The organism is Streptomyces sp. LX-29, from assembly GCF_029541745.1.
GTDB lineage: Bacteria > Actinomycetota > Actinomycetes > Streptomycetales > Streptomycetaceae > Streptomyces.
Genome location: NZ_CP089746.1, coordinates 130,482 through 149,474 on the forward strand (window position 1 = coordinate 130,482; position 18,993 = coordinate 149,474).

General features: G+C 69.1%; 21 protein-coding genes. 8 read left to right on the forward strand and 13 right to left on the reverse strand.

Annotated elements, in window-relative coordinates:
- Positions 1-413 precede the first annotated feature (413 nt).
- Positions 414-920, reverse strand: a complete 507-nt coding sequence (locus LRS74_RS00665) for a MarR family transcriptional regulator (protein WP_277739072.1) — start codon at positions 918-920, stop codon at positions 414-416.
- A 127-nt stretch (positions 921-1,047) separates the two neighbouring features.
- On the opposite strand from LRS74_RS00665, the gene LRS74_RS00670 reads away from it, so the two are divergent.
- The gene (locus LRS74_RS00670; protein WP_277739073.1) at positions 1,048-1,638 is read left to right on the forward strand and encodes a malonic semialdehyde reductase; all 591 of its coding nucleotides are present in this window, start codon (positions 1,048-1,050) and stop codon (positions 1,636-1,638) included.
- Between the two features lie 48 nt (positions 1,639-1,686).
- Complete coding sequence (locus LRS74_RS00675; protein ID WP_277739074.1) at positions 1,687-2,910, forward strand: MFS transporter; 1,224 nt, start codon at positions 1,687-1,689, stop codon at positions 2,908-2,910.
- A 247-nt stretch (positions 2,911-3,157) separates the two neighbouring features.
- Here LRS74_RS00675 and LRS74_RS00680 read toward each other — a convergent pair whose 3' ends face one another.
- Entirely contained in the window at positions 3,158-4,267 is a 1,110-nt protein-coding gene (locus tag LRS74_RS00680) for a serine hydrolase domain-containing protein (RefSeq protein WP_277739075.1), read from the reverse strand.
- A gap of 307 nt (positions 4,268-4,574) precedes the next feature.
- Entirely contained in the window at positions 4,575-5,759 is a 1,185-nt protein-coding gene (locus LRS74_RS00685) for an acyl-CoA dehydrogenase family protein (protein WP_277739076.1), read from the reverse strand.
- A 182-nt stretch (positions 5,760-5,941) separates the two neighbouring features.
- Here LRS74_RS00685 and LRS74_RS00690 point away from each other — a divergent pair, with 182 nt between their 5' ends.
- The 4 genes from LRS74_RS00690 (at position 5,942) to dacB (ending at position 9,324) form a co-directional block, all read left to right on the forward strand.
- A complete protein-coding gene (locus LRS74_RS00690; protein WP_277739077.1) occupies positions 5,942-6,133 on the forward strand; it encodes a hypothetical protein in 192 nt (63 codons plus the stop codon).
- 414 nt (positions 6,134-6,547) lie between these two features.
- Entirely contained in the window at positions 6,548-7,129 is a 582-nt protein-coding gene (locus tag LRS74_RS00695; RefSeq protein WP_277739078.1) for a class I SAM-dependent methyltransferase, read from the forward strand.
- A gap of 38 nt (positions 7,130-7,167) precedes the next feature.
- Positions 7,168-7,479 carry a hypothetical protein gene (locus LRS74_RS00700; RefSeq protein ID WP_277739079.1) on the forward strand — a complete coding sequence of 104 codons (312 nt, stop codon included), beginning with the start codon at positions 7,168-7,170 and terminating at the stop codon, positions 7,477-7,479.
- 474 nt (positions 7,480-7,953) lie between these two features.
- Positions 7,954-9,324, forward strand: coding sequence for a D-alanyl-D-alanine carboxypeptidase/D-alanyl-D-alanine-endopeptidase (gene dacB / locus LRS74_RS00705; RefSeq protein ID WP_277739080.1), 1,371 nt, complete (start codon positions 7,954-7,956; stop codon positions 9,322-9,324).
- 418 nt (positions 9,325-9,742) lie between these two features.
- On the opposite strand, the gene LRS74_RS00710 is transcribed toward dacB, so the two are convergent.
- Entirely contained in the window at positions 9,743-10,378 is a 636-nt protein-coding gene (locus LRS74_RS00710; protein WP_277739081.1) for a TetR/AcrR family transcriptional regulator, read from the reverse strand.
- A 139-nt stretch (positions 10,379-10,517) separates the two neighbouring features.
- Here LRS74_RS00710 and LRS74_RS00715 point away from each other — a divergent pair, with 139 nt between their 5' ends.
- Positions 10,518-11,324, forward strand: coding sequence for an alpha/beta hydrolase (locus tag LRS74_RS00715; RefSeq protein WP_277739082.1), 807 nt, complete (start codon positions 10,518-10,520; stop codon positions 11,322-11,324).
- Positions 11,325-11,527: 203 nt separating this feature from the next.
- On the opposite strand, the gene LRS74_RS00720 is transcribed toward LRS74_RS00715, so the two are convergent.
- The 3 genes from LRS74_RS00720 to LRS74_RS00730 all read right to left on the reverse strand — a co-directional run bounded on the left by LRS74_RS00720 (position 11,528) and on the right by LRS74_RS00730 (position 14,894).
- Complete coding sequence (locus LRS74_RS00720) at positions 11,528-12,139, reverse strand: hypothetical protein (protein ID WP_277739083.1); 612 nt, start codon at positions 12,137-12,139, stop codon at positions 11,528-11,530.
- Between the two features lie 349 nt (positions 12,140-12,488).
- Entirely contained in the window at positions 12,489-12,758 is a 270-nt protein-coding gene (locus LRS74_RS00725; RefSeq protein ID WP_277739084.1) for a hypothetical protein, read from the reverse strand.
- Between the two features lie 552 nt (positions 12,759-13,310).
- Positions 13,311-14,894: an MFS transporter gene (locus LRS74_RS00730; protein ID WP_277739085.1), complete on the reverse strand. Its 1,584-nt coding sequence runs from the start codon at positions 14,892-14,894 to the stop codon at positions 13,311-13,313.
- 158 nt (positions 14,895-15,052) lie between these two features.
- Between LRS74_RS00730 and LRS74_RS00735 the strand changes: the two genes are divergently transcribed.
- The gene (locus LRS74_RS00735) at positions 15,053-15,574 is read left to right on the forward strand and encodes a MarR family transcriptional regulator (protein WP_277739086.1); all 522 of its coding nucleotides are present in this window, start codon (positions 15,053-15,055) and stop codon (positions 15,572-15,574) included.
- A 142-nt stretch (positions 15,575-15,716) separates the two neighbouring features.
- Here LRS74_RS00735 and LRS74_RS00740 read toward each other — a convergent pair whose 3' ends face one another.
- From LRS74_RS00740 to LRS74_RS00765, 6 genes are all read right to left on the reverse strand, one after another.
- Positions 15,717-16,307, reverse strand: a complete 591-nt coding sequence (locus LRS74_RS00740; protein WP_277739087.1) for an IS630 family transposase — start codon at positions 16,305-16,307, stop codon at positions 15,717-15,719.
- Positions 16,304-16,615, reverse strand: coding sequence for a winged helix-turn-helix domain-containing protein (locus LRS74_RS00745; RefSeq protein ID WP_277739088.1), 312 nt, complete (start codon positions 16,613-16,615; stop codon positions 16,304-16,306). The genes LRS74_RS00740 and LRS74_RS00745 overlap by 4 nt, the downstream gene beginning before the upstream one ends.
- Before the next feature lie 257 nt (positions 16,616-16,872).
- Entirely contained in the window at positions 16,873-17,466 is a 594-nt protein-coding gene (locus LRS74_RS00750) for an IS630 family transposase (RefSeq protein ID WP_277739089.1), read from the reverse strand.
- Positions 17,463-17,774 (reverse strand): winged helix-turn-helix domain-containing protein, encoded by a 312-nt coding sequence (locus LRS74_RS00755; RefSeq protein ID WP_277739088.1) that lies wholly within the window; start codon positions 17,772-17,774, stop codon positions 17,463-17,465. The genes LRS74_RS00750 and LRS74_RS00755 overlap by 4 nt, the downstream gene beginning before the upstream one ends.
- A 257-nt stretch (positions 17,775-18,031) precedes the next feature.
- Positions 18,032-18,625, reverse strand: coding sequence for an IS630 family transposase (locus LRS74_RS00760; protein ID WP_277739089.1), 594 nt, complete (start codon positions 18,623-18,625; stop codon positions 18,032-18,034).
- Positions 18,622-18,933, reverse strand: a complete 312-nt coding sequence (locus LRS74_RS00765; protein WP_277739088.1) for a winged helix-turn-helix domain-containing protein — start codon at positions 18,931-18,933, stop codon at positions 18,622-18,624. Before LRS74_RS00765 ends, LRS74_RS00760 begins: the two co-directional genes overlap by 4 nt.
- Positions 18,934-18,993 lie beyond the last annotated feature (60 nt).

Here is an 18,993-nt window from a genome sequence, read left to right on the forward strand (position 1 = left end):
ACTCCAGTTACAGTTCGTCGTCCACAGTCAAGATCATGCTCCCCAGTGCGCTGGTGGGCCTACCGCAGCGGTTTCAGGATCGGGAAGGTGCCGCGCGAACACGGAGGAGCTTCGCGCGGAGGGCCCGCGGGTGGCGCAACAACCGGCCGCCGGTGAGGCGGCGTTGAGTCGGCTGGTCATCACCGGCGAAACGGTCGACGGGGTGCCGGCCGAGTCCGGGGTGGACACGAACGTGGCCTTCCCGCCCCGGCCCGTTTCCACACATCGGGTGCAGCCCCGGCGAGAGGTGCGGCGGGATCGGCCGAGCCATGCGGGGCCTCCGTACTCGGGCGGTAGTTCCCGGCCCTTGGTCGGCGGGTTGGGTGATCACCGCCCGGATCCGGCGCTGGCGCAGGCATGGCATGTGTGTGGGGTCAGGTGATCGACGTGTCCCCTAGTGCCTCGCTGATCTCGCGTAGCGCGTCCGCGGCCCGTGTGACCGTCTCGCGGTCGACGTCAGCCAGCAGTCGCTCGTAGTTGCGTAGGTGGTCGGCCATCGCGGAGTCGATGACGGCGGCGCCGTGCTCGGTGAGGCGGATGTACACGATCCGGCGGTCGCTGCCCTCCCTGACCCGCTCGACCAGACCTTTCGCCTCCATCTTGTCGATGCGGTTGGTGATGGCGCCGGAAGTCACCATGGCGGCCTTGAGGAAGGCGCCGGCGGTCAGTTGGTACGGCGGGCCGGAGCGCTTGAGCGTGGTGAGTACGTCGAACTCGCCGTAGTCCAGGCCGTGACGGGTGGCCGTCGCCTTGCAGCTCTTCTCGACCACGCGTGCCAGTCGCTGGATCCGGGCCAGTGCGTGGACCGGCCACAGGTGAGGGACCAGGTCGGGGCGTTCCTTCTCCCACTGTCCGACGATCGCGTCCACGGCATCGCTCATGACGGCTCCTTCCGGTTCATCTCAACGAACACAATCTCAATGTTAAGACACTTGACGCTGAGATGACAGCCGTGCTTTTATCTCAACGTTCAGATTGTTAACGCTGAAGGACTGGAGCCCTCGCCCCATGAACGTCGTACTCGACCCCACCGCCCAGGACCTCCTCTTCCGCGAGGCCCGCACCGCCAGCACCTTCACCCACGAGCCGGTGACCGAGGAGCAGGTGCGCGCCATCCACGACCTCGTCAAGTACGCCCCCACCGCCTACAACGCCAACCCTCTGCGCGTGATCCTCGTGCGGTCCCCCGAGGCCCGGCGGCGGCTGGCGGCACTGATGGACGAAGGGAACCGGGCCAAGACGGAAGCGGCGCCGCTCGTCGCGATCCTGGCCACCGACAACGAGTTCCACGAAGAACTCCCCTCGCTGCTCCCGCACTTCCCGCAGGCCGCAGAGATGGTCTTCGCCGAGCGCCCGGTGCGCGAGAAGACCGCGCTGCTCAACGGCGCGCTCCAGGCCGCGTACCTCCTCCTCGGCGTGCGCGCCGTGGGCCTGGCCGCAGGCCCGATGACCGGCTTCGACCACGACGGGCTCCAGAAGGAGTTCCTGGACGACGACCACACCCCGCTGATGGTCGTCAACATCGGCAAGCCGGGCGAGAACGCGTGGTATCCGCGCTCCCCGCGTCCCGCCTACGAGGACGTCGTCACCACCGTCTGAACCCCTCCCCCGCCTCCTGCTCCTGCTCCTGTGCTGATGGAGACCGCCATGTCCCTGCTCACCCGTACCAAGGCCGCTACGACGACCCCCTCCCCGGCGGCGTCCCCGCCTCCGGTCCTGTGGCTCGCACTGCTGGCCACGCCGATCGCCCTGAGCGCCAACAGCCCGGTGCTGATCCTCCCGGACATGGCGGCCGCGCTGAACGTCCGCACCGCCACGGTCACCTGGATCGTCACCGCCTTCGCCTGGGCGATGGCCGTCGGCACCCCGCTGATGGCGAACGTCCTTCGCCGCCGCGGCCTGCGCACCGCCCTGCACACCAGCGCCGCGGCCGTCGTGGCCGGCACGGTGCTGGTGGCCTTCTCCCCCTGGCTGCCGCTCGTGATGGGCGGCCGCGCAGCCCAGGCCGTGGGCGGCGCGGGGCTGGTGACCGTGGCGATGAGCCTGGCCGGCTCGGCCCGACGGATGGGCGTCATCACGGCCGGCTTCGGAGTCATGGGCGCGGTCGGTCCGCTGCTCGGCTCGCTCATCGCCGAGACCGTCTCCTGGCGTCTGTCGCTGTCCGTGTCCATGCTCGGGCTGCTGGCCGTCCCCGCGGTACTGCGCGGGGCGAACACCACGACCCCCACGACGCGAACGCCCTTCGACGCCCGTGGCGCCCTGCTGCTCGTCCTGACCGCGACGGCGCTGGTGTTCCTGCCGCGCTACCCGCTGGCGGCCCTGCCCGCCGCGCTCCTGGGAGCCGTACTCCTCGGCCTCCACGTACGCGCGGTCCCCCACGGCTTCGCGCCCCTCGCGGTGCTCCGCAGCCCGGTGTTCGCGATATCCGCCCTGCTCGCGATGGCCCTGTCGACCTCGTACTTCACCCTGCTGTTCACGATCCCCCAGCTGCTTCGCGACCGCACCGACTGGTCGACCCCGGCCATCGGCACGGGCCAGATGGCCGCCCTGCTCGTCGGCTCCCTGCTCTCCTGGCTCCTCGCGGCCGCATCCGCCCGGATGAACCGCCCCCGGGTCATCACGATCCTCCTCACCGTCGGTGCCCTGGCCCCGCTCACCACCCTCCTCACCCCCTGGGCCCGCCTGCTCCTCCTCGCCGCCTCCCTCGCGGTCTTCGCCACGACGGCCGGCAACGGAGTCCTCGCGTCCTACGCCACACAGGCCACTCCCGCCCCCGACCGCCCCACCACCATCGGCCTCTTCAACCTCGCCTACCAACTCGGCGGCGCCTTCGGACCGGCCCTCGCGGCCCTGCTGACCCTGGGGACATGAGCCCAGCCGGCGACGTGCCACGACGGCTGCAGACACCCCATCGCCCGCCCACACCACCACACGATCCGAGAAAGGCCGCCCGGCCCGCCACACGCGGGACGGACGGCCTTTCGCCCGTCCCACCACGACGGACCAGACGCTGAAACCGACCAAACGGCGAAGCAACCCACCCGCGACCCGGCGGCGTAGCCGAGGCCGACGGCCGACGAGGAGGCCGCGCAGCCACCGCGCCAGTCCCCGACTCTCCCTAGAGGGCGCAGAAGGCGTTGAGAGCGGCTTCCTGGGTGTGGGCTTGGCCGGGAGTGCCCCCTATGAGGTGGTTCTCGTTGTTGGCTTCGACCACCTGCTTGGCACCGTTGTCGCTGGTGATGTGGAAGCTGAAGTATCCGGGGACAGCGCCGTTGTGGTACCAGGCGGGGCGGCCGCAGGGAGTGTCGATGCGCATGAGGCCCAGGCCGTAGTGGGCCCCCGTACCGGTGGGAACGGTGGTCTTGAGCTCTGTCTGCTGGGCGGGTGGCAGCAGGGTGCCGTCGACGAGGGCGCGTTCGAAGGTGGCCAGGTCGTCGAGAGTGGAGACGATGGCACCGGCGGTCTGGGTGGCCTGGACGCTGGTGACGGTCATGTCCAGGATGAAGGGGCCGGCCAGGTAGTAGCCGCGCAGGTAGTTGCCGTAGAGATTGTTGTCCGTGGTGGGCAGGCTGGTGTCGGTCAGGCCGAGTCGGTCGAAGATCCGGGTCTTCATCTCAACCGCGGGCTCGTTACCGGTCACGGCCTTGATGATCATGCCGGCCAGTACGTAGTTGGTGTTGGTGTACTCCCACTTCTCTCCCGGCTGGGCGTTCGGCGGGCGCTTCCGAAGGGCGCCGTCGACCAGTTGTTGCGACGTCCAGTCGGGGTTGACGGTGTACCCGTCGATGTTCATCGTGTAGTCCGGCAGATTCGACGTCTGGTTGAGCAGTTGCCGGATGGTGATCTTCGAACCGTCGTGACCGTTGGCCTTGACGGCGTTGGGCAGCCACGTGGCAACTGTGTCGTCGAGGGAGAGAAGGCCGTCGGCCTCCAACAGGAGGACGGTGGCGGCGGTGAAGGACTTGCTGTTGCTGCCGATGCGGAACTTCGCCTTGGGATCCGCGGGCACCCGGGTGCCGCGGTCGCCCACGCCCGCCTGAACGTACTGGGTCTGGGCGCCGTCGCGGACCATGCCGATGATGCCGGGGTAGCCGTCGGCGACGCCTCTGTCGGCGCCCGCTTTGAGAATCACGGCTGCTTCCGGCACCGCAGCCGTGGCCGGGCTGAGACCGGCGCTCAGGCCGAGACCGCACGCCACGGCGACGATGCTTAACCGCCTGAACTTCATGACTCTCCTTCTGGAGTTGGGCAACGTAAGGGCCCATCGCGCCCTCAATCCGGCCTGGACATTCTCATGCCCTGGGCGATGGTCTGGGTGGTGATGTCTCCGTCATTCGCGTAGCGCCTGGGGGTGTCGAGAGGAAGAAGCCTCAGCAGCCACGGGCCTCGTGGCGCCGCAGGCCAGGTCGCCGCGGAGCCGCCGCGTGGGCAGCGGGGGTTCGGGACCCGCCGCCGCTGGGCTTCCCCGGCGTGTCTGCCGATGTGGCACCGGCTGGCCGGCTGTCGTACGGCGAGGGGCACCGCCGTCCCGGGGCTCAGATCAGCGGGCTGATCTGTTCCTGGATGTCGAGCAGGGCCCGGCCGTACAGCTCGCTCGCGACGGCGGGGTTGGTCATGGCGTGCCGGCTGGCGGTCTCCTGGTCGCGCCAGATGCGCTGCAAGGGGTTGGCCTCGGCGAAGCTCCCGGCGCCGTGGACGTTCAGCAGGATGTCCAGCGCCTCCCGCGAGCGGCGGGCGACCGTGGCGGTGTCCATACGCACGCGTGCCCGGTCGCGCAGTGGCATGTTCCGGCCGCTTGCCGCCCAGCCGTCGATGTCGTCCGCCGCGCGCATCAGGTGCAGCGCGGCGGTGTCGATCAGCTGGGCGGCCTCGGCGACCTGCATCTGGGTGGAGGACGCCTCGCGCGCCTGCTCGTAGAAGGTGTGTGACATGGGGCGTCCCTGCGCGAGCGACGCCATCACCAGCTCCAGGCCGCCGCGGGCCAGGCCCAGTTGCGGGCCTACGAGCACCGAGGAGAGCAGGGGTACGAACGCCGCGCGGTACAGGGTCTCATCCGTGAACTCGGTGGCGTACTCGCCCCGCAGCGCGCCGGTCACCGAAAGGATGCGGTGGGCGGGCACGAACACGTCCTCGGCCAGGAGGGTGTGGCTGCCGGTGCCGCGCATCCCGGCGGTGTGCCAGGTGTCCTCGACCGTCAGCTCGTCCATCGGCACCAAGGCCACGCCTCGGTCCGTCTGCTCGCCGTCCGCGCCGGTGACCGGCGTACCGAGAAGCGCCCACCGCGCGTGCAGACAGCCGGACGCGAAGGGCCACCGCCCGGTGATGACCTGTCCCGAGGCTGCCGCCCTGCTCGTTCCGCCCGGGGTCAGGACGGAACAGGCACGGGCGCCGGGGTCCTCCCCGTACACCTCCCGCTGCGCGCGTTCCGGGTAGAGGCCGATCATCCAGCCGCAGACATTGATCAGAGCGGTGGTCCAGGCGGTGGAACCGCAGCCGCGGCCGAGTTCGGCGGTCACCTCCAGGAGCGTACGAACGCTCGCCTGGTGGCCGCCGAGCCGTTCGGGGACCGTGATGACGAACAGGCCGGTGTCGGCGAGGACTTCGATGTTCTCCTCGGCGACCCGCCGGTCCTCCTCCGTGCGGGCGGCGTTGCGGCGCAGCAGCCCGACGAGCTCGGCGGCTCCTTCGATCAGCGCCTTGCTCTTCGCGTCGGTCGTCATGACGATGTCCTCCACGCCGCGTTACCGGGACAGCGCCTTGCCGTGCGCCGCACGGGCAGCATGGTCGATCACGGGCGAGTCGGAAAGGGCGCCCCTGGCGGCCGCTTCCCTGGTGGCCTCGGAACGGGCCCCGGGGCGGCGCGCTCTGTATGCGCCGGACGCCGATGGACGCTCGGACGCCGATGGACACTCGGGCGCGCGGCCCCTACGAGCGGCTGCCCGACCTGCGAGTCGTGCGGGAGACGCGCCGTCACGGCGACCGGGGCCGTCACCTTCGGCGGGTCGAGACCGGCACCGACTCCTACCACCTCGCCACCTCGCCGCCACCCGCACCCGCACCCGCACCCACACCCGCACCGAACAGCAGCGGGTGACCGCCTGTACCTGTCGGCCGGCCGGTCTCGGCGGCGGAGGATGGAACCCGATGAACTCCTCCAGCCGGCCTCGCTCCTGGTCGTGGCCCCCGCCACACGGATCTCACGCTCGGCGTTTCGGCCATCACCAGGCCAAGACCGCCCCTGTCGGCGCAAGGGTCCGTGGTCCCTGCGCCCTCCGCGCGTCGCTCTGTCCTGCGGATTCCACTCCGTCTCAAACACGTGTGTTCGAGAGTGCCGGTCGTGTCGTTGAGCCCAGTGCCGCTGAGCAACCCCAACCATCGGCTCAGAGGCGCGAGTTGAGCTCGGAGGAACCCGAGCATCCCTCATCCAAGACCGTCCTGCCCCCGGTGTCCCTGGCCGCGATCAGCGCCACGGGCGCCGCCTCAGACCCCCTTCAAGGAGAGACCACCAGTGCCCCACTCCTCCGCCGCCAGCTACTGGGAGTCCGTGTGGGCCGCCGGGCGCCGATACCGGCAGCTCGACGATGCCGAAATCGCACTGCTCACGCAGCATCTCGGCGCTGGCCATGGCCGGCCCGCCCTCGACATCGGCTGTGGTTCCGGCGAACTGTCTCACCACCTCCACCAGTACCTCGGCTACCGCGTCACCGGCATCGACTGCGCGCCCAGCGCCCTGGCGCTCGCGGCCTCCTGCGACCGCGACGAGTCCGAGCCCGGCCCGACCTGGCGGCTCATGGACTTCGCCACGGACGATGTCACCAAGCTCCCCGACCCGGCTTACACGGCCGTCACCTGCCGGCTGGTCTACACATTCATCGACGACAAGCCGGACTTCCTTGACCGCGTCCGGCGTGTCCTGGCTCCCGGCGGGACGTTCTGGGTCCTCACCGAGCTCGCCGGACGCTTCGACGACAACGATCCCCGCAAGAGCCTGGGCATCACCGACCACGACATCGAACTGCTCACCACCGGCTGGTCCAGCGTGACCACTGTCGACATCGACCGGCTCCGCTGCTTCGCCCTGCGGCCCTGACCCTGGCCTCGCGGCCTCCGGCCTCCGGGAGAGTGCGCGTGGACACCAGACAGCCCATCGCCCTGGCGACCGCCTGCCGGGTCCGCGCTGCTGGTCGATACGCGGTCGGTGGGTCGGCCAAGTGGCTTCCTGCCGAGGGCGCCGGAATCGTGGTCCCCGAGCACCGCGCCGACGACCACGACACCGGCAGCCTCCTCAGCCTGCTCAGCCACACCCGCACGCGGGTTGTCGTGGACGCCGAACGCTCCGCGTCGGCCACTTCGCAGGCCGGCCGCCTGAACCTCGATTCCGCCGACGACATCGTGCGCGCGGCAGTGATCCCCGAGGAATCACCCGTGTGTCACGGGTAGTTGTGCATGTCGCAGTGGTCAGAGTTCGGGGGCGAACCACACAGGAGAGTGCCTGCCAAGCGTATTCCGTGGTGTGGCCGTGGTTCTTGAGGATGAGACCGTCACGGTCGGCGAGGACGGCGTTCTTGCGGTCCACGGCGAGGAACTCCGGCTCCGGGGCCTGGCCTTCACCACCTGGTAGTGGGGCAGGCGGCGTCCGTGGAGCGGCTGCCGCGATGGTCGGGGCGTACGCGGGAGGGGGCGGTGTCGACGGGGCGGCGATGGTCGGGTTGGTGGGGATGGTCGGGGGTGAACTTCACCGCGACGGCGCGCTGAACCGCACACAGCGGATGCCGGTCGACCGGACCGGATCCCTGCCGGCCCCGCCCCCTTTGCCGACCTGGCTGGCCTAGGATCCGCAGACTGGAAAAGAAAGTTGTCACAGACCGGTCCGCTCAGGCGTGTAAAGAGTGAACGAGCGAGATCGTCGACGCAATGGAGCAAAAGATCTACATGCAGAGGGAATCCGCTGCCCCGGTGCCCGCCTCCGGCGGTCGGCACCGCAAGCCCAAGCAGATGCGGGTGGCCAGCCGCCGTGCCCGCGCCGCGGTCGTCGCCACCCCCATGGCGGTGGCGATGTTCTCCGGCACGTCGGCCTTCGCGGCCGACAAGGGCACCACCGCCAGACCCGTCAACTCCGCCGCGGACAAGAGCGCGGGCTCCGGCTCCGACGGGAGGATGGCCGCGAACCTCAACACCCGGGTGAACGACCCGCGTCTGGGCACGCATCTCAGCGGCGTCGTCCTGGACGCCAGCTCCGACAAGGTGGTCTGGGGGCACGATGCCTCGACCGCTCTCATGCCCGCCTCCAACACCAAGCTGTTGACCGCCACCGCCGCCCTGTCCGTCCTGGGCCCCGACCACCGCTTCACCACCAAGGTCACCTACCGCGACGGCACGCTCACCCTCGTCGGCGGCGGCGACCGGCTCCTGACCACGGCCGATCTGACCAGGCTCGCCCAGACCTCCGCGGCCAAGCTGAAGTCCCAGGGCGTCGGCGTCGTGAAGGTCCGCGTCGACGACAGCCTCTTCCCGGAGCCGACACCGGCAAAGGGCTGGAGGGGGGACTACTACCCGGGGGAAGTCGCCCCCGTGCGGGCGCTGGTCGTCGACGGGCGCAGCGTTCTGGATACCTCGGTCGACGCCGGGAAGACCTTCGCCAAGAAGCTCGCCGCCGCCGGTGTCGTCGTCAACGGCGATGTCACCCGCGGCCGGGCCGGCGCCTCCGACGTGTCGGTGGCCCTGCACCACTCCCCGAAGCTGTCGGAGTCCGTCCGGAAGATGCTCAAGCTCAGTGACAACAACATCGCCGAGACCCTGCTCCGGATGACCGCCCTCGGCACGGGCCGGCCTGCGACCTTCGAGGGCGGCACGGCGGCCGTGCGGCAGGTGCTCAAGGGCTACGGGGTACCGCTGACCAACGTCAAGCTGTACGACGGCAGCGGTCTGTCCCGCAGTGACCGCATCCCGGCCGCGACCCTCGCCGCCGTGTTGGATCTGACGCAGGATCACCCGCAGACCCTCCGGCCCGTCCTCGACGGACTTCCCGTCTCCGGGGAGGCTGGCAGCACCCTCGGTCCGGAGTGGGGCCGCTTCGACGATCCTCATTCCACGTGTGCCGTGGGCAAGGTCAGGGCCAAGACCGGCACGCTCAGCGGCGCCATATCCCTCAGCGGCGTGACGCGGGGCCAGGACGGCCGGTTGAAGGTGTTCGCTTTCGTGGAGAACGACGCCTCCGCCGCTCCGGCCGCCACCAAGGACGCACTGGACGGCCTCGCGGCGACGGTGAACGGCTGCTGGGCCTAACGGCTCCGGGCCTGAAAAACCTCCGGTAGGGTCGCCCACCGGGTCCAGGGACGGAGGTCGGCCTCCGCCCCTGGACCGGCTCGGGAGACCCGGGCTGGCGAAGGAACGAGGGCGCGAGGGCCGTGCGCTCCCCACCCGGGTGCACCTGGGCCGGTGGCGCACCGGCCTGCGGCAGCACACCGTCGGAGATACCGCTGCCGCACTGGGCGGACCGTCCCCGGCTCGAAGAGGCCCTCCAAGCCGTCCGGGTCACCGACCCCGGAGCCCCGGAGCCCGGTCTCGTACTCGCCGGCGGCGACCCCGTTGGGCGGAGGCCAGCTCCGCGAGGTGCGCGCTGACCACCGCCCAGGCCATCGCGGCGCTGCGCCGGGGCGGGGCAGGGCGGAGGCGTGCCCGGCGTGCGGCGCGGAGCGCCTCCTCACGCACCGTCAGTGCGGGTCGGCTCAGGGGCGTAGGCGGCGAGGAAGGTGCGGATGCCGCCGGCGGCGTAGCGGTCGAGGTCGGCCTCGCTGTGCTGGGCGCGGCCGTGGAACATGGCCTGGTTCACCGGGATCCACAGCAGCAGTCCGGCGAAGTGGTGGGCTGCCAGTATGGGATCGTCGGCTTTGAGCAGTCCTTGGTCGGTGAGGCGCTGGAAGGTGGCCGCCAGGGTGGCCAGGACGCGTTCGAAGCCCTGCTCGTACCAGGTCGCGCCCAGTTCGGGGAAGGCGTCGGCGTTGGCGATGATCAGGCGGCGTAGCTGGATCACCTCGGGCTGGGTGAGGGTTGCCAGGAACTGGCGGGCGAGACGGGTCAGGTTCTCGTCCAGGGCATCGGCTTCGGCTGGGATGTCGGCCACCAGGTCGACCATGGCGTCGATGCGGTCGGTGGTGGCCAGAACGATCTCGGCGAACAACTTCTCTTTGTCTGCGAAGTGCTTGTAGACGGTCTGCTTGGACACCGCGGCCAGCTTCGCGATGTCGTCCATGCTCGTCCCCGAGTACCCCTTGTTCAGGAACACGGTGGTCGCGGCATCCAGGATCTCCTGATGCTTGCGCGCTGACCGGCTGTCCATCCTCAGCTCCCTCTCTCTGTTCAATCCGCCGTCTCCCCGCCCGAAGAGAGTACTGGACTGACCAGTACCCATACGGGTACTGTACCGTCCAGTTCCAAGAGTCGCAGGGCTCTGCGCCGCGCATCGATGGGGGTTTCACATGGACAAGGTGTTCTCGGCCGACGGCACGACCATCGCCTTCGAGCAGCAGGGCTCGGGCCCTGTGGTGGTGCTCGTCGGCGGCGCGTTCATGACCCGCGACAGTTCCGCCGAACTCGCCGGTCTGCTGGCCGAGCGCTTCACGGTGATCACGTACGACCGCCGGGGCCGCGGCGACAGCGGGGACAGTCCTGCGTACGAGGTGCGGCGCGAGATCGAGGACCTCGACGCGCTGATCGAGGGCCCGGGCGGCGGATCGGCCATGGTTTTCGGCATGTCCTCGGGCGCCGTCCTCGCCCTGGAGGCCACCGCCTTCGGCAGCGCCGTATCGCGCCTCGCACTGTATGAGCCGCCGTTCGTCACCGACGACGGCCGGCCGCCGCTGCCCGCCGACTACGTGGAGCACCTGACGGAGCTCGTGGGCCACGAGGCGTACGGGGAGGCTGTCGCCTACTTCATGACGGCAGCGGTCGGCCTGCCCGACGAGGTCGTCGCCGGCATGCGGCAGGCCCCGTTCTGGGCGGGCATGGAAGCCGTCGCCCGCACCCTCCCCTACGACGGCCGGATCATGGGCGACACCATGTCCGGCCGCCCCCTGCCGGTCGACCGCTGGGCGTCCGTGACCGTGCCCGTCCTCGTCGGCAGCGGAGACGCGGGCGCGCCCCACATGCTGACCGGTGCTCGGGAACTCGCCGCGGCGGGCGACAACTTCACCCTCCGGGTGTTCCCGGGCGAGGAGCACGCCATCGACCCGAAGGTCCTGGCCCCGGCCCTCGCCGGCTTCTTCAGCGGGGAGCACACGGCATGAGCACGGCCTTCCCGAGCCTGGAGGACGTCCCGCGAGCCCTGCTCGGCACCACCGGATAGGGCCCCGAGGACTCCTACGCCCACGGATGCAGGGCAGCGTGCAGAAGGAGACGGCGGGAACGATTCCCACCGACCCCTTCCAGCGTGGCTCGGCGCTCTCCGCCTCGAACGTGCCGTGGCGATCAGGCCGTGCCCGCGGCGGCGCTACCAGTCGGTCAGGTCCACAAGGAGGTCGCAGTGCGGATCGTCCGCGGCCGGCCGGTGGCGCTCCTCTTCTTCAACGAGGGAGGGGATCGAGGCGATCAGCGCGGTAGGCGTGCAGGTCAGGCGGATGTCGGCGCCGATGATGCCTGGGCGGTCGGGACGCTGCACGTACAGGCGCATCAGGCCCTGGCGCATCCTCAGGAAGCCGATCAGGAAGGGGTTCTCGTCGTCGCCGGGGTCGGACAGGGCGCGCAGGACGGTGAGCGCCTGCCCCTGTTCGGGCTCCGGGTCCGGAGGGATGTTCTTCGGGTGGAGACGGATGAGCGTCATCCCCATGGCTTCGCCGATGTCGTCGCTGCTGTAGAACTGAGTCCTGGCCAGGACGGTACGCAGGACGCCGGGGATGAAGGCCGGGGCCACGGTGTCGTGGGGGATCTCGTAGAGGAAGGTGGCTCCGTCCTCCTCGTCACCGACGTGGACGGCGATCCGTACGGCACCGGGGGCGGGCAGGACACCGCGCAGGTGGCTGCCCTCGGCGACGGGTGCGTTCAGGTAGTACAGCAGCAGATGGCTGACGGCCGCCTGCTGCTCCACATCTTCGGTATCGGTCACTCGTTCATCCAAGCAGAGCACTTGTGGTGCGGTGGGTTACGGCAGAAGGCGTCGGTAACGCCAAAGGCTGCCAGCGCCTCGCCGGTGTGAAGGCTGCCAGCGCCTCGCCGGTGTGGTGGATCGACGACGAGCAGGCTGTTCGCGGCCGCTGGTCTGCCCTGGCTACCACCAGGCGCGAACACCTGCGCACCACTCGGTGACGGTGCGATCGACGTCCTGGCCATCGGCTCCTGTGCCCGCTGGTGACCATCAGCGGGCACGCCGTCCCCACGTGGGCATGGCGGAGCGGCCCGCCACAAGTTTGCCGTGGCGGGCCGTCCTGCCGCCCGCTAGGGGCGGTGCGGCTGTATCAGGCAGTCGCCGTGATGACCAGGCTTCCGCTTCCCAGGGCGGAGACGCTGGCTGACGCCCCTGGGGCCAGGGTGACGGTGGCGCTGCCGCCCGCCGACAGCACGATCGTGGCGTCGGTGTTGTTGGTCACGGAGGTGATCAGGTTGACCTGGACGCCGGTGTCGATCCCGACCCCGATGGGCAGCGCGAAGCCGGGAACGGTGACGGTGATGCCGCCGGTCAGCGTGAGGGTCACCGAACCGGAGGTGGCGACAGCGGTCTGCGCCACGGGGAGGGAGCTGGAGGTCGCTGCCACGGCCGCCGGACCGGCTGCCAGGCAGCCAACCGCTGTGATTGAGCACACCAGGAAGGCGACACCACGACGGCAGAACGTAGAAGACATGGCACTCCTTTCAGAGCAACTCACATGCGGAAACCGCTGTCCCGCAAGGCCCCTACCTAAGCAACCAATGGGATGTTGCGACAATCCGCATGCATTCGGGCGCGGGGGGCACCTGTGGGGCGCTCGGGCGTGCAGGGACAACTGAGCGTGCGCCAGCGTTGCCAACTCACGAAATGCGCTCCACTGGTGCCCGAAGTGCCTGTATCCGACCGTGATCTGCGGGTGGCCGCCGAAGTACCCCCGCTGAAGTACCCCTTGGCGAGGTGAGGTGCGACGACCACGTCCGCAGTCAGGTCGAAGGTGTCGACCCCGTCCGTCGTACGACGGCCGCTCCGCCCAAGCCTGCCGGTGGCTGGGAAGCCGGATCACCCACCTGGATCCAGACCGGCTTGATCCAGGCCAGCAGAGGGCCCCGATTACGGAAACCCCTCCGGTGGTTCAGTGCGAACTCGGCTGCCGCTCCTTCGAAGGCTCGCGGTGCACGCTGACGGAGTCGCCGGCGTTGCGGGGAGCCACGAACAGCGTGGCCAGCAGCGCGAGCGCCAACAGCGCCGCGCACAGGTAACTGGAGATCACGAGCCCACCCGTCATCGCCTCACGGGCGACTTCCGCGACCTTCGCGGTCTTCGGATCGTCCGCGAGAGAAGGAATCGCCGAGCCGGCGCTCTCCGTCACGGCCCCACTGATGCGCTCGGCAGCCTGTGCGGGGACACCGTCCTCGGTAAGGTCCTCCCGTAGGTCGGAGGCGAGCGTGCTGAAGAACAACGTGGTGAGGAACGCGATGCCGAGCGCGGACCCCAGTTCACGTGCCGCGCTCTGGATACCCGAGGCTTGTCCGGCTCGCTCGGGCGGCACCTCCGCCAAAACGATGTTGGTGACCTGGGCGGTGGCGAACCCCACCCCGATGCCATAGACACACAATGCGCTCGCGATCAGCCACCACACACCGCTGGTTGTCGCGATCAGCCCCAGCGCTACCATGCCAACGGTTTCCAGCACCAGGCCGATGCGCACCTGCGCAAGAGCCGAAACCTTCATGGCCATCTGGAAACTCGCGCCGCTCGACACGAGGCTGCCCACCGCGAGCGCACCCAGCGCGAGGCCCGCCTCGAACGAGCTGTAGCCCAGGGTGAACTGCAGCCAGAGCGGCAACACGGCGATGATGCCGAACTCGCCGAGACCGACCATCAACGTGACGAGGTTGCCGTTGCGGAACGAGGCGATGGAGAACAACTCCACGTCCATCAACGGCTCCTCCTTGCCGCGACTGAGCACCGCCTGCCGACGCCAGAACCCCCACAGGGTGACGGCCGACCCGACACATGAGACGAAGACAGGGGATGGGCCTCCGCTCCACGACAGTCCGCCGATGTCCAGCGGCTCGGTGGTGAGGAGCCAGCCATAGGTGCGGCCCTCGATCAGCGCGAACGCCAGCAGTCCGAGTCCGACCGCCGACAGGACGGCGCCGAGACCGTCCACCCGCCCCCGCCTACGGACCGAGGCGGGCAGGTAGACCATGACGCCTACCGCGATGAGCACCACCAAGGGGATGTTGATGCCGAAGGCCCAGCGCCAGGAGAGGTCCGCGAGCCGGCCACCCAGCACAGGGCCGACGGCCGCGGCGGCGCCGATGGTCGACCCCCAGACGGCAAACGCCTGACTTCGCGCCTTGCCCGAGAAGGTCGCGTTCACCAAGGCCAGCGACGCCGGAAGGATCATGGCTCCGGCGATGCCCTGCAGGGCGCGAGCCAGGATGAGCCCCCCTCCGGTCGGGGCGACCGCGGCCAGCAAGCTCGTCACGCCGAACAGGGCCAGGCCGACGATGAAGATCCTTCGGGCGCCGTGCAGATCGGACAGGCGCCCGGTGAGCAGGAGAAGCGCGGCGAACGCGATGGCGTAGGACTCCTGAATCCACTGAGCCTCGGCCGAGTCGATCTCCAACTCCTCGATGATCGGCGCGAGGATCACGTTGACAATGGTGATGTCCACGACGATCAAGGCCACACCCATGGACACAGCCATGAGACCTAACCACTGCCGCTTGGTGGGGGGTTGCTCACCCAAGACAGTACCTCCACTATGAAGTATCTTTATGGTGAAGGTAAAGCGGGCGGGGTAGGTTGTCAAACTCAAGGGATGAGGCACACCACCAGCGCGGATCGGACAGCGAGGCAAGGGTGATGAGAGAAGAGAAGCACGCAACCACGGAGGCTCAGCGCAACCGCCTTATGGACGGCCTGCGCGCCTTCGGCGCCAACTACACCGACTTCACTCAGCGATTCGCGACCTGGCTGGGGCTGCACTCCACCGACGCGGCGGCTCTCGCCGAGATCCTGTACGCGGAAGACCAGGGGAATCCCCTGTCCCCCGCCCGGCTCAGTCAGCGCGTCTCACTCTCATCAGGCGCCACGACCGCCCTACTCAACCGCCTCGAAGCGGCCGGACACATCGTGCGCAGCCGCGAACACACCGACCGCCGCATCGTGACACTCCGCAGCAGCCCCGAGATCAAACCACGGGCGGAAGAGTTCTTCGGCCCCTACACCCGACGCATGGCCACCGAAATGTCGCAATACAGCCGTCAACAACTCGAAGACTTCGAGGACTTCATCAACCACCTGCGTGGCACCATGGATTCGCTACTCGCCGACGAGTACCACGACCCCCGCCCGGGCAGCCCGACCAAGCACACCCGCGACTGAACCACGAACACCCGACACCACACCAACACGGTCGTGCCGCGGCACGTTGCGGATGGAATCACAGCGGGTGCGAGAACGTCGCGAGAACGTCAGGACCGGTGCGCCGCGGTGCACCGATGCACTGACGCACTGACGCACCGCATTACTGATCTTCTCGTAAGTTCGGTGGGTGTGGTGGGTGGATGGTCAGGCCGGTGTGGGCGAGGAAGGACCATGGCAGTTGTGGGTTGTGGTTGATGCGGTGGATGCCTTGTTCGGTGGCGTCGGCGACATCGGCGAGGTGGTCGCCGGCGAGGTTGGCGAGTTCACGTTTCTTGAGTGAGGACCACAGCAGCTCCACCGGGTTCAGCTCGGGAGCGTAGGCGGGTAATCGCTCCAGCGTGAGCCAGTCCTGGTCGGCGACCCAGGCGCGCATCGCCCGGCTCCAGTGGGCGGACAGGCCGTCCCAGACCAGGACCACCCGCTCGCCGCGGTAGAACACCTTCATCTGCTCCAGGACCTCGATGAGGGCGGTGGTGTCGTAGCTGCCGGGCTTGAGATGGAAGCACAGGCGGGCCCCTCGATCGGGGTCGGTGGAGTGGTATCCCAGGGCCCCGGCCATCGACGCCCGCTTCCAGTTCAACCGGTGCCGCAGCAGCGGGGTGCGACCTCGGGGTGCGTAGGTGCGGCGGATCTGAGGCAGCAGGGAGACGCCCGATTCGTCGAGGAACACGATCCAGGCACGTGTGTTCACGGCCCCTTTTTGATCCGCGGCCACTCGTGCGCGATCCAACGGGCGATCTCCGACTCGTCCCTCTCCACCGCCCGCCGCTCGGGCCGCTGCAGACTCCATCCGAGCCGGCCGGTCAGCAACCGCCACACCGACGCCCTCGACAGCACCACCCCCGTCACCCGCTCCACGACGTCACCGACTCGCTCCAGGGTCCACAGGTCGGCCTCGAAACCATGAGCCTGGGCACCCCGCTCCAACGCGGCCCGGACGGTCTCGACCTGGGCGTCGTCCAGCTTGGGCGGACGACCGGTGGCCGCACGCCGACGCAAGGCCGAAGCACCACCTTCCTCCCACGCCCGCCGCCATCGCCGCACGCTCTCCGCACACACCCCCACCGCCCGCGCGATCTCCGCATTCGAGACACCGTCCTCGAACAACTCGACCGCCCGAACACGACGTGCCTCCGCCAACTGAGGCCGCGACAAAGGAGGAAGGGAGGCACCGGCAGCCGAAGGTGAAGGTTGATAAGCCACCCCGACAGCCTCCCACCCACACCGCCACCACACCCACTGAACTTACGAAAAGATCAGTACTGATCTTCTCGTAAGTTCGGTGGGTGTGGTGGGTGGATGGTCAGGCCGGTGTGGGCGAGGAAGGACCATGGCAGTTGTGGGTTGTGGTTGATGCGGTGGATGCCTTGTTCGGTGGCGTCGGCGACATCGGCGAGGTGGTCGCCGGCGAGGTTGGCGAGTTCACGTTTCTTGAGTGAGGACCACAGCAGCTCCACCGGGTTCAGCTCGGGAGCGTAGGCGGGTAATCGCTCCAGCGTGAGCCAGTCCTGGTCGGCGACCCAGGCGCGCATCGCCCGGCTCCAGTGGGCGGACAGGCCGTCCCAGACCAGGACCACCCGCTCGCCGCGGTAGAACACCTTCATCTGCTCCAGGACCTCGATGAGGGCGGTGGTGTCGTAGCTGCCGGGCTTGAGATGGAAGCACAGGCGGGCCCCTCGATCGGGGTCGGTGGAGTGGTATCCCAGGGCCCCGGCCATCGACGCCCGCTTCCAGTTCAACCGGTGCCGCAGCAGCGGGGTGCGACCTCGGGGTGCGTAGGTGCGGCGGATCTGAGGCAGCAGGGAGACGCCCGATTCGTCGAGGAACACGATCCAGGCACGTGTGTTCACGGCCCCTTTTTGATCCGCGGCCACTCGTGCGCGATCCAACGGGCGATCTCCGACTCGTCCCTCTCCACCGCCCGCCGCTCGGGCCGCTGCAGACTCCATCCGAGCCGGCCGGTCAGCAACCGCCACACCGACGCCCTCGACAGCACCACCCCCGTCACCCGCTCCACGACGTCACCGACTCGCTCCAGGGTCCACAGGTCGGCCTCGAAACCATGAGCCTGGGCACCCCGCTCCAACGCGGCCCGGACGGTCTCGACCTGGGCGTCGTCCAGCTTGGGCGGACGACCGGTGGCCGCACGCCGACGCAAGGCCGAAGCACCACCTTCCTCCCACGCCCGCCGCCATCGCCGCACGCTCTCCGCACACACCCCCACCGCCCGCGCGATCTCCGCATTCGAGACACCGTCCTCGAACAACTCGACCGCCCGAACACGACGTGCCTCCGCCAACTGAGGCCGCGACAAAGGAGGAAGGGAGGCACCGGCAGCCGAAGGTGAAGGTTGATAAGCCACCCCGACAGCCTCCCACCCACACCGCCACCACACCCACTGAACTTACGAAAAGATCAGTACTGATCTTCTCGTAAGTTCGGTGGGTGTGGTGGGTGGATGGTCAGGCCGGTGTGGGCGAGGAAGGACCATGGCAGTTGTGGGTTGTGGTTGATGCGGTGGATGCCTTGTTCGGTGGCGTCGGCGACATCGGCGAGGTGGTCGCCGGCGAGGTTGGCGAGTTCACGTTTCTTGAGTGAGGACCACAGCAGCTCCACCGGGTTCAGCTCGGGAGCGTAGGCGGGTAATCGCTCCAGCGTGAGCCAGTCCTGGTCGGCGACCCAGGCGCGCATCGCCCGGCTCCAGTGGGCGGACAGGCCGTCCCAGACCAGGACCACCCGCTCGCCGCGGTAGAACACCTTCATCTGCTCCAGGACCTCGATGAGGGCGGTGGTGTCGTAGCTGCCGGGCTTGAGATGGAAGCACAGGCGGGCCCCTCGATCGGGGTCGGTGGAGTGGTATCCCAGGGCCCCGGCCATCGACGCCCGCTTCCAGTTCAACCGGTGCCGCAGCAGCGGGGTGCGACCTCGGGGTGCGTAGGTGCGGCGGATCTGAGGCAGCAGGGAGACGCCCGATTCGTCGAGGAACACGATCCAGGCACGTGTGTTCACGGCCCCTTTTTGATCCGCGGCCACTCGTGCGCGATCCAACGGGCGATCTCCGACTCGTCCCTCTCCACCGCCCGCCGCTCGGGCCGCTGCAGACTCCATCCGAGCCGGCCGGTCAGCAACCGCCACACCGACGCCCTCGACAGCACCACCCCCGTCACCCGCTCCACGACGTCACCGACTCGCTCCAGGGTCCACAGGTCGGCCTCGAAACCATGAGCCTGGGCACCCCGCTCCAACGCGGCCCGGACGGTCTCGACCTGGGCGTCGTCCAGCTTGGGCGGACGACCGGTGGCCGCACGCCGACGCAAGGCCGAAGCACCACCTTCCTCCCACGCCCGCCGCCATCGCCGCACGCTCTCCGCACACAC

What these genes read in the sequence shown, in the direction of transcription:
- LRS74_RS00665 (WP_277739072.1), bottom strand. Translation starts at nt 920, where the DNA reads ATGAGCGATGCCGTGGACGCGATCGTCGGACAGTGGGAGAAGGAACGC.
- LRS74_RS00670 (WP_277739073.1), top strand. Translation starts at nt 1,048, where the DNA reads ATGAACGTCGTACTCGACCCCACCGCCCAGGACCTCCTCTTCCGCGAG.
- LRS74_RS00675 (WP_277739074.1), top strand. Translation starts at nt 1,687, where the DNA reads ATGTCCCTGCTCACCCGTACCAAGGCCGCTACGACGACCCCCTCCCCG.
- LRS74_RS00680 (WP_277739075.1), bottom strand. Translation starts at nt 4,267, where the DNA reads ATGAAGTTCAGGCGGTTAAGCATCGTCGCCGTGGCGTGCGGTCTCGGC.
- LRS74_RS00685 (WP_277739076.1), bottom strand. Translation starts at nt 5,759, where the DNA reads ATGACGACCGACGCGAAGAGCAAGGCGCTGATCGAAGGAGCCGCCGAG.
- LRS74_RS00690 (WP_277739077.1), top strand. Translation starts at nt 5,942, where the DNA reads ATGGACACTCGGGCGCGCGGCCCCTACGAGCGGCTGCCCGACCTGCGA.
- dacB (WP_277739080.1), top strand. Translation starts at nt 7,954, where the DNA reads ATGGAGCAAAAGATCTACATGCAGAGGGAATCCGCTGCCCCGGTGCCC.
- LRS74_RS00710 (WP_277739081.1), bottom strand. Translation starts at nt 10,378, where the DNA reads ATGGACAGCCGGTCAGCGCGCAAGCATCAGGAGATCCTGGATGCCGCG.
- LRS74_RS00715 (WP_277739082.1), top strand. Translation starts at nt 10,518, where the DNA reads ATGGACAAGGTGTTCTCGGCCGACGGCACGACCATCGCCTTCGAGCAG.
- LRS74_RS00730 (WP_277739085.1), bottom strand. Translation starts at nt 14,894, where the DNA reads ATGGCTGTGTCCATGGGTGTGGCCTTGATCGTCGTGGACATCACCATT.
- LRS74_RS00735 (WP_277739086.1), top strand. Translation starts at nt 15,053, where the DNA reads ATGAGAGAAGAGAAGCACGCAACCACGGAGGCTCAGCGCAACCGCCTT.